The 14,257-nt window shown below is 62.3% G+C and carries 12 protein-coding genes; 10 read left to right on the top strand and 2 right to left on the bottom strand.

What is annotated here, in order from left to right; all coding sequences use genetic code 11:
* Nucleotides 1–132 precede the first annotated feature (132 nt).
* The 8 genes from BLP76_RS13150 to BLP76_RS13115 all read left to right on the top strand — a co-directional run bounded on the left by BLP76_RS13150 (nucleotide 133) and on the right by BLP76_RS13115 (nucleotide 9,506).
* Nucleotides 133–981: a GNAT family N-acetyltransferase gene (locus tag BLP76_RS13150; RefSeq protein WP_092813955.1), complete on the top strand. Its 849-nt coding sequence runs from the start codon at nucleotides 133–135 to the stop codon at nucleotides 979–981.
* Between the two features lie 17 nt (nucleotides 982–998).
* Nucleotides 999–2,378, top strand: a complete 1,380-nt coding sequence (locus BLP76_RS13145; protein WP_092813952.1) for an aspartate aminotransferase family protein — start codon at nucleotides 999–1,001, stop codon at nucleotides 2,376–2,378.
* A 3-nt stretch (nucleotides 2,379–2,381) separates the two neighbouring features.
* Entirely contained in the window at nucleotides 2,382–3,311 is a 930-nt protein-coding gene (locus tag BLP76_RS13140) for a 2-hydroxyacid dehydrogenase (protein WP_092813949.1), read from the top strand.
* Nucleotides 3,312–3,574: 263 nt separating this feature from the next.
* Complete coding sequence (locus tag BLP76_RS13135) at nucleotides 3,575–4,282, top strand: HAD-IA family hydrolase (protein WP_092814352.1); 708 nt, start codon at nucleotides 3,575–3,577, stop codon at nucleotides 4,280–4,282.
* Nucleotides 4,283–4,342: 60 nt separating this feature from the next.
* A complete protein-coding gene (locus BLP76_RS13130) occupies nucleotides 4,343–5,971 on the top strand; it encodes an ABC transporter substrate-binding protein (RefSeq protein ID WP_092813946.1) in 1,629 nt (542 codons plus the stop codon).
* 78 nt (nucleotides 5,972–6,049) lie between these two features.
* The gene (locus tag BLP76_RS13125; RefSeq protein WP_092813943.1) at nucleotides 6,050–7,003 is read left to right on the top strand and encodes an ABC transporter permease; all 954 of its coding nucleotides are present in this window, start codon (nucleotides 6,050–6,052) and stop codon (nucleotides 7,001–7,003) included.
* The gene (locus BLP76_RS13120) at nucleotides 7,000–7,845 is read left to right on the top strand and encodes an ABC transporter permease (protein WP_092813940.1); all 846 of its coding nucleotides are present in this window, start codon (nucleotides 7,000–7,002) and stop codon (nucleotides 7,843–7,845) included. The genes BLP76_RS13125 and BLP76_RS13120 overlap by 4 nt, the downstream gene beginning before the upstream one ends.
* A complete protein-coding gene (locus BLP76_RS13115) occupies nucleotides 7,845–9,506 on the top strand; it encodes an ABC transporter ATP-binding protein (protein ID WP_092813938.1) in 1,662 nt (553 codons plus the stop codon). The genes BLP76_RS13120 and BLP76_RS13115 overlap by 1 nt, the downstream gene beginning before the upstream one ends.
* 15 nt (nucleotides 9,507–9,521) lie before the next feature.
* On the opposite strand, the gene BLP76_RS13110 is transcribed toward BLP76_RS13115, so the two are convergent.
* Entirely contained in the window at nucleotides 9,522–10,010 is a 489-nt protein-coding gene (locus BLP76_RS13110) for an Lrp/AsnC family transcriptional regulator (protein WP_092813935.1), read from the bottom strand.
* Between the two features lie 221 nt (nucleotides 10,011–10,231).
* Here BLP76_RS13110 and BLP76_RS13105 point away from each other — a divergent pair, with 221 nt between their 5' ends.
* Nucleotides 10,232–11,557, top strand: coding sequence for an NAD(P)/FAD-dependent oxidoreductase (locus tag BLP76_RS13105; protein ID WP_092813932.1), 1,326 nt, complete (start codon nucleotides 10,232–10,234; stop codon nucleotides 11,555–11,557).
* Nucleotides 11,558–11,638: 81 nt separating this feature from the next.
* Here BLP76_RS13105 and BLP76_RS13100 read toward each other — a convergent pair whose 3' ends face one another.
* On the bottom strand, nucleotides 11,639–12,622 hold the full coding sequence (locus BLP76_RS13100; protein ID WP_244514577.1) for an AraC family transcriptional regulator: 984 nt from the start codon (nucleotides 12,620–12,622) through the stop codon (nucleotides 11,639–11,641).
* A gap of 149 nt (nucleotides 12,623–12,771) precedes the next feature.
* Here BLP76_RS13100 and BLP76_RS13095 point away from each other — a divergent pair, with 149 nt between their 5' ends.
* Nucleotides 12,772–14,214: an APC family permease gene (locus BLP76_RS13095; protein ID WP_092813926.1), complete on the top strand. Its 1,443-nt coding sequence runs from the start codon at nucleotides 12,772–12,774 to the stop codon at nucleotides 14,212–14,214.
* Nucleotides 14,215–14,257 lie beyond the last annotated feature (43 nt).

Genomic DNA, 14,257 nt, shown 5'->3' with positions numbered 1-14,257 from the left:
GCCCGCTCGGTAGAAGCTGCGGCAGGGGATCAGCGGGACGGCCGGATGTGTCGCCGGTGGCGGGCGCGTCGGGCACATCGTTCTCTCCTGGGCTGCTACCCATTGGGAGAACCAAGGATTCTGTTGCGAGAGATGACCGATATTCTGCTTGAACCGTTTTCCGATGCCCATCTTGAGGCGGGCTTCCGCCTGTCGCAGGCTGAGAATTGGCCGCACCGAACCGAAGATTGGGCGATGGTCGCCGCTGTCTCGCAAGGCTTCGTTGCAACGAAGGGCGGGCGTGTCGTCGGCACGGCATTCACCACGCCTTTCGGGCCGGATCTTGCAACGATCGACATGATCATCGTCGACAGAGCTGTGCGCGGCCAGGGACTGGGACGCCGGCTTATGGAGGCCGTGATCGAGACGTCCGGCTCGCGCAATCTGCGCCTTGTGGCGACGGAGGACGGTCTCCCCCTCTATAAGAAGCTCGGATTTGAGGAGCGCGGAGGGATTGTCCAGCACCAGGGCGCGGTCCCTTCGCTCCGGCGTTCTGAAATCCTGCCCGTCGATGTCGAGGTGGCGCGTGACGGGGATTTGGATGCGATCATCGACCTCGATCGCGCAGCCTACGGGGGCGATCGCCGCGCGCTTGTCGGGCAGCTTTTTGCCGCCGGCGCCGAAGCCGTCGTCTTGCGCGAAAAAGGATGGGTCACGGGCTTCGGAATCTGTCGCCCATTCGGACGCGGCCGGGTCATCGGGCCCGTGGTTGCCGCGAACGCCGAGGCGGCCAAGCGCCTGATCCTCTCCCTCATTGAGCGGCACCCCGGAGAATTTCTGCGTATCGACACCCGCCGCGACACCGGCCTTTCACCCTGGATCATAGAGCTCGGTTTCCCTGAAGCTGGATCAGGTGTGGCGATGGCGCGTGGTGAGCCGCCCCGCGTGGCTCGCGACGGAGAACCTACGACTTTCACCCTTGTTTCTCAGGCCTTTGGCTGACGTTTCCGGAGAACGACATGCTTTCAAATTCATTGATCGAGGCCGATCGCGAGCACCTGCTGCATCCTTTGAGCTCGTTTCGCGGGCATGAGCGGGAGGGCGTGCGTGTCATGGCCTCGGCAAAGGGGGCGTGGCTGACGGACCGAGAAGGACATCGGCTTCTCGATGGTTTTGCCGGTCTGTGGTGCGTGAATGCGGGCTACGGGCACGAGAGCATCGTTGAGGCCGCCGCCGAGCAGATGCGCCGGCTGCCATACGCGACGGGCTATTTCGATCTGGGCTCCGAGCCGGCGATCAAGCTTGCCGAGGCGCTCGCCGAGAGGGCACCGGGCGATCTCGACCATGTTTACTTCACGCTCGGGGGGTCGGACGCCGTCGACAGCACGATCCGCTTCATCCGCTATTACAACCACGCGCGCGGCACGCCGGAGCGAGATCAGTTCATCTCGCTGGAGCAGGGGTTCCACGGATCCTCGACCGCAGGCGCGGGCCTCACGGCGCTCAAGGGCTTCCACACGGGCTTCGGCGTGCCTTACGAGTGGCAGCACAAGATCCCGTCTCATTACCTCTACCGCAATCCGGTCGGCAGCGATCCCGAGACGGTGATTGCCGCCTCGGTCGCGGCACTGACGGCCAAGGTTGACGAGATCGGCAAAGACCGCGTCGCGGCTTTCTACGCCGAGCCGATCCAGGGCTCAGGCGGCGTACTGGTGCCGCCGCCCGGATGGATGAAGGCGATGGCGCAGACTTGCCGCGAACTCGGCATTCTCTTCGTGGCCGACGAAGTGATCACCGGCTTCGGTCGCACGGGGCCGCTTTTCGCCTGCGAGGAAGAGGGGGTGGTGCCGGACTTCATGACGGTCGCCAAAGGGCTCACCGCCGGCTATGCGCCGCTCGGCGCGGTCTTCATGGCCGATCATGTCTATCAGACCATCGCCGATGGGGCAGGCGATGTCGCGATCGGCCATGGCTACACCTATTCCGGCCATCCGGTGAGCACGGCCGTGGGTCTGGAAGTTCTGAAGCTTTACGAAGGTGGGCTACTGGACAATGGCCGTCGGGCAGGGAAGCGGTTGATGGCGGGCCTTGAAAGCCTCGGCGAACATCCGCTTGTCGGCGATGTGCGCGGTCGTGGCATGTTGGCCGCCATCGAATTGGTGACCGACAAGGGTGCAAAGACACCGCTTCCCGCTGCGGCTGAAGCCGGCAAACGTGTTTTTGATCGTGCTTACAAGAACGGGCTGATCGTCCGCGCCTTCGCACAGGGCGTCATCGGCTTTGCGCCGCCGCTTTGCTGCAGCGATGAGGAGATCGACGAAATCGTGGCGCGCACGCGGCGCGTTCTCGACGAAACACTGGCCGATGCGGATGTGCGCGCGGTCATGAAGGACGCCTGAGCGATGGCACTGCTTTATCTTTCGCATAAACAGCGTGGCGAGGTCTGGAAGCCGATCTTCGCGCGCGAATTGCCGGAACTGGAATTCTACGATGGCCTCGAGGCGGTGCGTGACCCCTCGAAGGTGCGTTTCATCGCGACCTGGAACGCTCCGGCCGACCCTTTGAAGACCTATCCGAACCTTGAGATGATCCTTTCGGTCGGTGCCGGTGTCGACCAGTTCGACTTTCGCGCTCTGCCGGAGCATGTGAAGGTCGCCCGCATGGTCACGCCAAGCATCGCCGAAATGATGCGCGACTATGTCGTTCTCGGTGTCCTGGCGATGCACCGGCAATTGCCGCGTTACATTGCCCAACAGAGGGACAAAACCTGGAGCGCCGGCCGTGTCGATCTTGCGCGGAGGAAGACCGTCGGCGTGATGGGGCTGGGTCAGCTCGGAACGGCTGTGCTTGAGGCGCTTCGCCCCTTCGGCTTCAAACTTTCTGGCTGGGGGCGCTCACCCCGCGCGCTTGACGGGGTGCAGACTTTCGTCGGGCGGAACGAGCTTCCGGCGTTCCTGGCTGGGACCGATATTCTCATATGCCTTCTGCCGCTGACGGAGGAAACCGAGAACATTCTTGACGCGCATCTCTTTGCGGCTTTGCCGAAGGGCGCCACGCTTGTGCATGCCGGGAGAGGTCGGCAGCTCGATCATGATGCGCTTCTAGATGCGCTTGATACCGGCCATCTCGAGGGTGCTTTCCTCGATGTGACCGAGCCTGAGCCTTTGCCGGCCGAGCACCCGTTCTGGAGCCATCCGCGCCTCGTTCTGACGCCCCATGTCGCCACGATGACCGATTTCGAAGAGGGGGCCTTGGCCGCAGTCGAGTGCCTGCGCGCACACGAGGAAGGTCGACCGATCCCCGGCCTGGTCGACAAAGCGCGCGGCTATTGAGAAGTGCTTCAGCAAAATCCGACTTGCTGCGAAAATCGACAGATTATGCTGTGATGTTGCCCGCATTCGGAACCTCATACAGGGTCCACCTGCGAGACTGCATTCCTGGAAAGAAAGCACATCATAGTCGACGGAGTACAAAACCGGGCTGATTTCTGACCAAAGCAATCGCCCGGCGGCGTTGAATGCACCGGTGCCACATCGCGGAAGATTATGCTGCCAGATGGCGGAGTCTCTCGTGGGCGTTCAAGGCGGAGGAAGGCGTGACCCGCAAACTGGCGACTTTCAAAGTCCTGACCTTCGATGTCGTGGGCACGCTCATTGACTTTGAAACGGGCATCAAAAACGGGCTCGCCAGCCTTGCGGCAGAGGTAGGTGCGACGCTCGATGGCGAGGAGGCTCTCGCTATCTACCGTGAGAGCCGCCGGGGTCCGGGTGCCGGTCGATTCCCTGACGACGTCGCTCGCTGCTACGACGAGATTGCCGCGAAGATGCACCTCCCGCGCGGTGAGGAATATGGCGCCCGGGTCGTCGAAGCCGTCGCCTCTGCACCGGCCTTTTCCGACAGCCGCGGGGCTCTTGCGAAATTGCGCCGTCGCTTCCGGCTCGTTGCCATGACCAATGCGCAGCGCTGGGCCTTCGAGCGCTTCTCGGACGAACTCGGTAAGCCATTTCACAGGTCCTTCACGGTCGATGACACAGGGACTGAAAAGCCCGACCCGGCCTTCTTCGAGGCGGTGCTCGCCGATTTGAAGGGCGAGGGGATCGAGAAGGCCGACATCCTGCACGTGGCCCAGAGCCAGTATCACGATATCGGCGTCTCTCGGCAGCTCGGCCTCACCAATTGTTGGATCGAGCGCCGTCACGGCCGGAAAGGCTATGGCGGCACGATCGCCCCTGAGCGGTTCACCGAGCCGGACTATCACTTCACGTCCCTGGCTGCATTGGCGGAGGCCGTCGACCAGCCCTGACCTGTTTCAAACCGCGCTAAGACGGGATGCCACCTCTTTGTCACCGGAAAGGACCGACGCATGAGCCAGAATGACCGGACGAGCTGGGACGTCACGAATTGGACGAGGCGCGACGATGCGATGGTGGAGGAGGCCATCCGACGAGGCGCTTCACGCCGCGATCTCTTGCGTCTTCTTGCGGCGAGCGGCGTGGCGATGGCGGCCGGAAGCGCCATCATGACACGTGCGACGGCGGCCTTCGCCGCGACCCCGAAGAAGGGCGGCTCGATCACGGCCGCCGGCTGGTCTTCCTCGACGGCTGACACACTCGATCCCGCAAAGGCCTCTCTCTCAACCGATTATGTGCGGTGCTGCTCCTTCTATAACCGGTTGACCTTTCTCGACGAGAAGGCCGCGGTCCAAATGGAGCTCGCTGAAAGCGTCGAGTCCGACGATGCCAAGACGTGGAAGATCACCCTGCGCCCGGACGTCACGTTCCACGACGGCAAGACGCTGACGACGGACGACGTCATCTACTCGCTCCAACGCCATAAGGATGAATCTGTCGGCTCCAAGGCGAACGCCATGGCCCAGCAGATGGAAACCTTCAAGAAGGTCGATGACCGGGTTCTGGAGATCGTGCTGAGCGCCCCCAACGCCGACCTGCCGATCATTCTGTCTCTGCACCACTTCATGATCATCGCCGACGGCACGACCGACTTCACCACGGCGAACGGGACCGGCGCTTTCAAGTGCGAGACCTTCGAACCCGGCGTCAAATCGGTCGGCGTGCGCAACGAGAGTTACTGGAAGGAGAATCTTCCCTATCTCGATTCCATTGAGTTCATCGCGATCCCGGATGAAACAGCGCGGGTAAACGCGCTTCTGTCGGGTGACATTGCACTTGCGGCCATGGTCAATCCGCGCTCGATCAGGCGGCTGGAGACGATTGATACGGTCACCCTGTCAAAAACCACGTCGGGCAATTACACCAATCTCAACGTCCGCCTCGATATGGCGCCGGGCGACAAGAAGGATTTTGTCGACGGTCTCAAATACCTCGTCAATCGCGAGGTCATCGCCCGCTCCGTCATGCGTGACCTGGCCGTCATTGCAAACGATCAGCCGGTGTCGCCGAATGACCGCTATTACAATGAAGATTTGAAGCCAAAGGATTACGATCCGGAAAAGGCGAAGAAGCTCTTCGAGAAGGCCGGCGTGCTGGGCCAGTCGATCCCGATCGTCGCCTCGACGGCCGCCACCTCGTCGATCGACATGGCGATGGTGGTGCAGCAAGCGGGCGCAGAGATCGGCATGCCGTTCGAAGTGCAGCGCGTCCCTTCCGATGGCTACTGGTCGAACTACTGGCTGAAGGCGCCCGTACACTTCGGCAACATCAATCCGCGGCCGACGCCGGATATTCTTTTCTCTCTCCTCTACACCTCCGACGCGCCGTGGAACGAGAGCCGCTACCAGTCTGAAAAATTCGACAAGATGCTGGTGGAGGCGCGCGGCACCCTCGATGAGGCCAAGCGCAAGGAGATCTACGACGAGATGCAGGTGATGGTGTCGGAAGATGCCGGCACCATCATTCCGGTCTGGATCGCCAATGTCGATGCCTTGTCTTCGAAGCTGAAGGGCCTGCAGCCCAATCCGTTGGGCGGCATGATGGGTTACGCCTTCGCCGAATATGTCTGGCTCGACGACTAAGAGAGCTGAAGGCCGAGCCATCCTGCAAGCCTGGATGCTCGGCCTATCGCGCCCGAAGAACGAAGGAGAGAGAGCTGCATGAATTCCATGATTGCCGGTCTTATCATCCGTCGCGTTGGGATTATGCTCGTCTCCCTCGTCATTGTTGCGTTTGCTGTCTTCGCGGCCACGGAGCTTTTACCGGGCGACGTCGCACAAATCCTTCTCGGACAGTCGGCGACGCCGGAGGCGGTGGCAGGGCTTCGCAAGGCGATGCATCTCGACCAGCCAGCGATCCTGCGCTTCGGGCACTGGCTCGGTGGTCTGGTGACGGGCGATTTCGGACGGTCCTATGCCAACAACCGCGACGTGGCAGACCTGATTTCCGGGCGCCTCGTGAACTCCCTGAAGCTCGGAGCCGTCACCACGCTCTTTTCCGTGCCTCTGTCGCTTTTTCTCGGTGTGACGGCGGCCATGTTCCGCGGCTCGTTCTACGATCGGCTCGTATCGGTCTTCACGGTGACCGTGATCTCCGTTCCGGAATTCATGGTCGCGACCCTCGCCGTCTTGATTTTCGCTGTCTATCTCGGCTGGCTGCCGGCGCTCTCCTTCGCCAATGAAGTGCACGGTCTGGGTGAGCTCCTGCGTGTCTATGCCATGCCGGTGATCACATTGAGCTTCGTCGTCTCGGCTCAAATGATCCGCATGACCCGCGCCGCCGTGATCGATACGATCAACACCCCCTATGTCGAGATGGCGCTCCTCAAGGGGGCAACGCGGCGACGAATGGTCATGAGACATGCGTTGCCGAACGCGCTCGGTCCGATTGCGAACGCTATGGCCCTGTCGCTCTCCTATCTCCTCGGAGGCGTGATCATCGTGGAGACGATCTTCAACTATCCGGGCGTTGCCAAGCTGATGGTGGATGCCGTCGCGACCCGCGATCTTCCCCTCATCCAAACCTGCGCGATGCTGTTCTGCCTGAGCTATCTGTTGCTGATCCTGATTGCCGACGTCGTTGCGATCGCGTCCAACCCGAGGCTGCGCCAGTGAAAGCTCTCGCCGCCTCCGCCAGACGCCGCACAGGATTTCATATCAACACCGTAGGAACGATCGGCGCCGCGATCGTCCTGTTCTGGATCGTGATTGCAATCTGCGCCCCGCTACTCGTGCCCTATCCGGTCGGCAAGATCGTCGATTTCGATTTCTTCGGACCGATGTCGCAGAAATTCTGGCTCGGGACCGACTATCTCGGCCGGGATATCCTCTCGCGCATCTTGATGGGCGCGCGCTACACGGTGGGCATCGCCTTCGCTGCGGTATCGCTCGCCTGTTTCGTCGGCGTGGCGCTCGGGATGATCGCCGCTGTCGTGGGCGGCTTCTTCGACACGGCCCTGTCGCGCTTTCTCGACGCGCTCAACGCCATCCCCTCGCTCATGTTCGGGCTTGTGGTCGTTGCCGGCGTCGGCAGCTCCATCCCCGTGCTGATCATGACGCTGGCGCTCATCTATGCGCCCGGCAGCTATCGTTTCGCCCGTTCGCTCGCCGCCAACACCAACACGATGGATTTCGTGACGGTCGCGCGGGCGCGGGGGGAGGGCACCGTCTACATCATTCGCGAGGAAATCTTGCCGAACATCATCGGCCCGGTGCTGGCCGATTTCGGCCTGCGCTTCGTCTTCATCGTGCTGCTTCTCTCCGGCCTGTCTTTCCTGGGCCTCGGCGTGCAACCGCCGAATGCCGATTGGGGCGGCCTGGTGCGTGAGAACCTCGCCGGCCTGCCATACGGTGCGCCTGCCGTCATCTTCCCTTCGATCGCGATTGCGAGCCTCACCATCTCGGTCAACATGCTGATCGACAATCTGCCGACCCGCATCCGCGATCGGAGCGCATGATGGGCAATATCGTCGAAATTCGTGATCTCGCCGTCGCCGCGAAGACCGATTCCGGACGTGTCGTGGATATCATCAAGGGTGTCGACATCGAGGTAGCCGAGGGCGAGGTGGTCGCTTTGATCGGCGAAAGCGGCTCCGGCAAAACCACGATCGCATTGACGCTTCTGGGGTACACGCGCCCGGGCTGCAGGATCACCCGCGGCAAGGTGTTGGTTGCCGGCCGCGACATGGTGGCGATGAGCGAGGCAGAGCGCCAGCACGTGCGCGGCCAGCAGGTCGCTTATGTGCCGCAATCGGCCGCGGCGGCCTTCGATCCCTCCCAGACCATCATGGAACAGGTGGTGGAGGTCTCCCGCATTCATCAACTGATGCCGCCGGAGGATGCGCGCCGCAAGGCCGTCGACCTCTTCCGGGCGCTGTCGCTGCCCAATCCGGAGACGATCGGCGCGCGCTATCCGCATCAGGTGTCGGGCGGACAATTGCAGAGGCTGGCGGCGGCGATGGCGCTGATCGGCGATCCCGAGGTGATGGTGTTCGACGAGCCGACGACGGCTCTCGACGTGACCACACAGATCGAAGTCCTGCGCGCCTTCAAGTCGGTCATCGCCGATCGGAATATGGCCGGGATCTATGTCTCGCACGATCTTGCCGTCGTCGCGCAGATCGCCGACCGCATCGTCGTTCTGAAGGGCGGCGAAGTGCAGGAAGTGGCCGAGACGGAGAAGATCGTCCACACTCCGCAGCACGCCTATACGAAAGAGCTCATCGCAGCCTTTCATCCCGTCGAGCGCGCGCCGGCGGATCCGCGTGCCATGGCGCAGAGAAACGCCATTCTGGAGGTGAAGAATCTCAGCGCCGGTTACGGACCGACCGGCTCCGACAGCCAGCCAAGCTTTCTCGCACTCAAGGACGTCACCTTCCGACTTGCGGCGGGGGAGAGCCTCGGGATCATCGGCGAATCTGGCAGCGGGAAGTCGACGCTGGCGCGCGTCATTTCGGGGCTTCTGCCACAATCCTCAGGCAGCGTGACGTTCGAGGGGCGGGAACTTGCGAAAAGTGTGAGCGGGCGCAGCCGTGAAGAACTGCGCAAGATGCAGATCGTCTTTCAGCTCGCCGACACCGCTCTCAACCCCAATCGGCCGGTGCGGGCAATTCTGGGTCGGCCGCTCACCTTCTATCACGGCGTGAGAGGGCGTCAGCGGGAGGCGGAGGTCGACCGGCTGCTCGATATGGTGCGCCTGCCGGCCGCCTTGAAACACCGTCTGCCGAGCGAATTATCGGGCGGCCAGAAGCAGCGCGTCAACCTGGCGCGCGCCCTGGCCGCGAAACCTGAGCTGATCCTCTGCGATGAGATCACGTCGGCGCTAGATACAGTGGTGGCGGCCGCCATCCTGAAGCTCCTCGATGAATTGCAGCGAGAGCTCGGCCTTTCCTACATGTTCATCAGCCACGATCTGTCGACGGTCGAGGCGATCTGCGACGAGGTCGTGGTGATGTATCAGGGAGAGAAGGTGGAGGAGATGCCGACGAACCGCATGAAGTCCGGTGCCGAGCATCCCTATTCCCGTCTTTTGATATCCTCTGTGCCACAGCTCGACACCAACTGGCTCGATCGCCTCGAGCAGGACAACGAGCTGATGCAGGCCGTCGCTGGGCGCTGAACGACGCTGCTTTCCTCAGGCGTGAAGCTTGTCGCGGAACAGCGATGTCAGCGGCAGATGCGCCTTGATGAAGGGCGATTTGATCACCACGAAGCTGAAATACTTGTCGATCCCGATGTCGTCGTCGATGAGCTTTTCCATGATCGTCTGGTAATGCACGATGCCGGCCGTCACGAATTTGACGAGATAATCGTAACCGCCCGAGACGAGGTGGCATTCCACGCAGGAATCGATCTTCTCCACCGTCGCCTGAAAGCGCGAAAAGTCGGTATGTCGGTGATTTTTCAGGGTGAATTCGGTGAAGACGGTCAGCGTCTCCCCGATCTTGCTCACATCGATCTGGGCCGAATAGCCGGTGATATAGCCGGCAGCCTGCAGCTTCTTCATCCGGGTCAGGCAGGGGCTTGGCGATAGATTGACGAGCTCGGCCAGCTCGACATTGGTGATACGTCCGTTCTTCTGCAGCTCGCAGAGGATTTTCACATCGATCATATCGAGTTTCATGCGCGAATTGGTGGGCAGGGGGGCCTCCTCCGGCGTGCACGGCATAAGATGCCGGCAGATTGCGCCGAGTTGAGCCTCCTGACAACCAGCCTGCGCGTGCATGGCGGAAATACAAGCTGCCGCCGTTTGCATATTTCGCAGCATGTTCTGCTGCTGAAGCGGGAGATTGTCGCCTATCCGAACCGATCGCGATGCTAGATTCGGAGCGATTGGAGAGATTCATGCCTGTTCCATTGCTGAGCGTTCCCTCATCCCCGAAACTGCCGGCGGCCGCCGATGTCGTCGTGATCGGAGGCGGGATCATCGGGGCGACGGCGGCATATTTTCTGGCCAAGCGGGGCGTCGCGGTCGCCCTCCTGGAGAAGGGGATGATCGGCGCCGAGCAGTCGAGCCGGAATTGGGGCTGGTGCCGGCAGCAAAACCGTGACGCACGCGAACTGCCGATGGCGACCAAGAGCCTGGCACTGTGGGACGAGCTCGCTGCGGAGCTCGGACCGGGTCTCGGGTTCAGGCGCTCCGGCCTCCTATATCTCTCAAACGACGAGAAGGAGATCGAAGGCTGGGCGGAATGGTGCCGCTTTGCCGCGACGATGGGCGTAACGAGCCATCCTCTCAGCCGAGAGGAGGCCACATCGCGGGGCGCCATCACTGGAAAATCCTGGAAGGGCGGCGTCTTTTCTCCCTCGGATGGGATTGCTGACCCCGCCCGCGCGGCACCGATGATCGCCGAAGGCATCATCCGGTTCGGGGGCACGGTTCATCAATCCTGTGCCGCCCGAGGCATCGAAACGGAAGGCGGGCGCGTCTCTGCGGTTGTGACAGAAAAAGGCGTTATCCGGACGCGGCAGGTGGTGATGTCGGGTGGGGCCTGGGCCTCCTCGTTTTGCCGGCAGCTCGGCGTGGTTTTTCCGCAGGCGTCGATCCGCTCCTCCGTTCTTTCCGTGGAGCCGGGAGCTGAAGGGCTTCTCGACGCACTGCATACGGCGGAGGTGACCGTGACGCGACGCGGAGATGGCGGCTACACGCTTGCCGTCTCGGGCATGGCGAAGACGGATCCGACGCTGCAGCAGCTGCGCTTCGCCCGGCACTTTCTGCCGATGTTCGCCAAACGTTGGCGCAGTCTGTCGCCGGGTGATCTCACGGCATTGCGGGCCGGGCATGAAACGCTCAGGCGCTGGTCCCTCGACCGGCCAACGCCCATGGAGAGGATGCGTATTCTCGATCCCGCACCGTCCATGCGCGCGACAGAGCAAACCTTGTCGCGGGCGCGAAAGTTGCTGCCGCCTCTAAAGGCGGTGTCGGTGCAGGCCCGCTGGGGCGGCTATATTGACAGCACGCCCGACGGTGTGCCGGTCATCGACCCGAATGTGGGACCGGAGGGGTTTCTGCTGGCCGCCGGTTTTTCAGGCCATGGTTTCGGGATCGGTCCGGGGGCCGGGCATCTCATCGCCGACCTCGTCACCGGAGAGGAACCGATTGTCGAGTACAAGCAATATGCGCTGTCGCGGTTCGCGCGCGGGTCCGGCGGGAAGGTCGCCGAATTCTGACAAAGGCTGGCGTTCGTCGCTTGGCGGGTTGGGGGCCGTCCCCCGGTCCGGAGGCGAGTATGCGGACGCCCGAGGCTGCGCCTAGTCGCCGTCCTCCCAGCGCTTTTCGGCGCGCCACAGAGCCGTGCTGTCAGCATAGCCGAGCGCCTGAGCGAGGCGTGACCGGTTTACGCCCTCGGCTGCGTTGTGCCGGCGCAGAAGGGACTTCCTGTAGTCCTGCACCAATTTGCGGATGGATGTGCCTTCGTCGGCGAGGCGGCGCTGAAGCGTCCTCGGCGGGATGCCGAGCTCTCGGGAGACGGTGGTGAGCGTGATATTCGTGAAGCCGAGATGGATGGCGATCAGCGCCAGGACACGTTCGGAATAGGTGGTGGGAGCCACGGTTTCGACGAAGAGGTCGTTGATATGCCGCTCCAGGACGCTGGCGAGAGCAGGATCCTCCTTGCGATAGACGCGGCGGGCGCCGGCAAGGTCCATCACCAACCTGTTGGTCGACTGCCCAAACACGACAGGTCCCTGAAAGATGCGCTCCAGAGGTTTCTGATCGCGCGGGGCGCCGTGTTCGAAGTGCACCTCGAGGGGCCGCCAGCTGCTTGAAAAGCACTGCCTGACGAGATGGCAGGTCGTCGCCAGGGTGAACTCGCTGTCCTGCCGGCGCGGGGAGAGCGACGTGTCGGTGATTCCGTAGGACCATATCAGCGTCTCGTCTTCGCAGGAGACGGACGAATGGCTGGCGCCCTGCAGGGCGGCCATCGAACGGCACAGGCGCTTGAAGGCGCCTTCGATGGTCGAGGTCATCGAGAAGAGCATGCCCATCGGTCCGAGATCCGCGGGCTTGATCGACACCCCGAGCTCAGCGCCGAGAAAAGGATCGCGAACCACGACCGCGGCCTCTTCGAAAGCGGCGAGATAGCGCGCGATCGGGACGACAGCATAGGGATCGTTGAGCTGGGCGCGCAATATACCGTGGCCTGCCAGTAAAACGTCGGTCTTGGCCGTGCGCTTGTCGAGTTCTTGAATGATCGGCGCCAGTGCGGAGGCACGAATTGATGCAATCACTGGCATGCGACTGTCTAAGTGTAGGGCATTTGCCGTCGACATAATCGTCAAACCCCCTCTCGGCGCGAATTATCGATTCATTGGCGTAACATGCAATATCGGTACCAATTTCTCCCTCGTAGCTTTGGCGAATAGCAGTTCCAATGAGGGGTGATATGACGTTGGAAATCGCCAATCCTGTCGCCAGTCCGAGACTGGCAAGGAATTCGGTGGGGCTTGCCCATATCGTATTCTTCGTCGTCGCAGCCGCCGCTCCTTTGACCGCCGTCGTCGGAGCTTCACCAGTTGCTTTCGCCTTCGGCAACGGCGCCGGCGTTCCCGGCGCCTACCTTCTGGCGGGGCTTTTGTACCTGGTCTTCTCGGTGGGATTCACGGCGATGAGCCGCCACGTCGAGGGGGCGGGTGCATTTTATGCCTATATCTCCCAGGGCATCGGCCGACCGACAGGCGTCGGCGCGGCCCTGATGGCGTTGATCACCTACAGCGCCGTGCAGATCGCCATCTACGCGCTCTTCGGCGTCTTCGTTGCGGCGGGGCTCGCGCCCTACGGCATCGAGATGCCCTGGTGGGTCTGGTCGTTCGCTGCCCTGGCCGTGGTCCATCTCTGCGGGCAGCGCAACATCGCGTTCTCGGGCAAGATCCTCGGCGTCTGTATGGTCGCCGAGATCGTCATCCTCTTGCTGCTCGATGTCGGGATCCTCATCCAAGGCGGCGGCCCGGAAGGCATTGGACTGACCTCTTTCGCGCCGGCCACCGTCCTGTCGCCAGGATTGGGCGCGGCCCTCGTCTTCGTCATCGGCTCATTCATCGGCTTTGAGGCGACCGCCATTTTCGGCGAAGAGGCTGAAAACCCTGAGACGACGATCCCGAAGGCGACCTATGTCGCCGTCCTTCTCATCACCTTGTTTTACGCGTTTTCGACCTGGGCGATCGTGCAGCATTACGGCGCTTCGCAGGTGCAGGCGGTCGCCGAAGCCGGGCTCGACAATTTCTTCTTTGCCGCCATGGATGCGGTGCTCGGGCGCTGGGCCAGCGAGACCATGAACATCCTCCTGATTACGAGTTTGTTTGCCTGCGTGCTCTCGTTTCACAACACGCTCAACCGCTATTTCTTTGCTCTCGGTCGGGAAGGGCTTGCGATGCGGGCCCTCGGTCGGGTGCATGAAAAGCATCTGTCGCCGCACATCGCCGGCGTCGTCCAAAGCGTGAGCGCGGCCGCCATCCTTCTCGTCTTCGTCGTCTCGGGAGCCGACCCCTATGCCGTGGTCTTCTCCTGGATGTCGGCTCTCGCGGTAATCGGCATCTTGTCGGTGCAGGCTTTGGTTTCGGTGGCGATCGTCCTGTATTTCCATCGCCATCCTGACCAGCATGGCCGCTGGACCACGCTGGTGGCGCCGAGCGTCGCCTTCGTGGGTCTGCTCGGAGCCCTTGCTCTGGTGATCAACAATCTCTCGCTGCTTTCGGGAAGCGACAGTCCCGTGGTCGCCTCGTTCCCCTATGCGATCGTCCTCGTTTGCCTGGCCGGCATCCTCTTCGGCTATCGCATCAAGGCGAAGCGACCCGACCTCTATGCCGGCCTCGGGCGCATGCTCGACTAGGCCGCCCGGAAAACCGGCAGGCGTTCCGCGGTTGGAGCGCTGC

The organism is Afifella marina DSM 2698 (assembly GCF_900102695.1).
Lineage (GTDB): Bacteria > Pseudomonadota > Alphaproteobacteria > Rhizobiales > Afifellaceae > Afifella > Afifella marina.
Note: the sequence above shows the minus strand (reverse complement) of the source record. Positions and strands in the feature narration are given on the sequence as shown.

What these genes read in the sequence shown, in the direction of transcription:
- BLP76_RS13150 (WP_092813955.1), top strand. Translation starts at nt 133, where the DNA reads ATGACCGATATTCTGCTTGAACCGTTTTCCGATGCCCATCTTGAGGCG.
- BLP76_RS13145 (WP_092813952.1), top strand. Translation starts at nt 999, where the DNA reads ATGCTTTCAAATTCATTGATCGAGGCCGATCGCGAGCACCTGCTGCAT.
- BLP76_RS13140 (WP_092813949.1), top strand. Translation starts at nt 2,382, where the DNA reads ATGGCACTGCTTTATCTTTCGCATAAACAGCGTGGCGAGGTCTGGAAG.
- BLP76_RS13130 (WP_092813946.1), top strand. Translation starts at nt 4,343, where the DNA reads ATGAGCCAGAATGACCGGACGAGCTGGGACGTCACGAATTGGACGAGG.
- BLP76_RS13125 (WP_092813943.1), top strand. Translation starts at nt 6,050, where the DNA reads ATGAATTCCATGATTGCCGGTCTTATCATCCGTCGCGTTGGGATTATG.
- BLP76_RS13115 (WP_092813938.1), top strand. Translation starts at nt 7,845, where the DNA reads ATGGGCAATATCGTCGAAATTCGTGATCTCGCCGTCGCCGCGAAGACC.
- BLP76_RS13110 (WP_092813935.1), bottom strand. Translation starts at nt 10,010, where the DNA reads ATGAAACTCGATATGATCGATGTGAAAATCCTCTGCGAGCTGCAGAAG.
- BLP76_RS13105 (WP_092813932.1), top strand. Translation starts at nt 10,232, where the DNA reads ATGCCTGTTCCATTGCTGAGCGTTCCCTCATCCCCGAAACTGCCGGCG.
- BLP76_RS13100 (WP_244514577.1), bottom strand. Translation starts at nt 12,622, where the DNA reads ATGCCAGTGATTGCATCAATTCGTGCCTCCGCACTGGCGCCGATCATT.
- BLP76_RS13095 (WP_092813926.1), top strand. Translation starts at nt 12,772, where the DNA reads ATGACGTTGGAAATCGCCAATCCTGTCGCCAGTCCGAGACTGGCAAGG.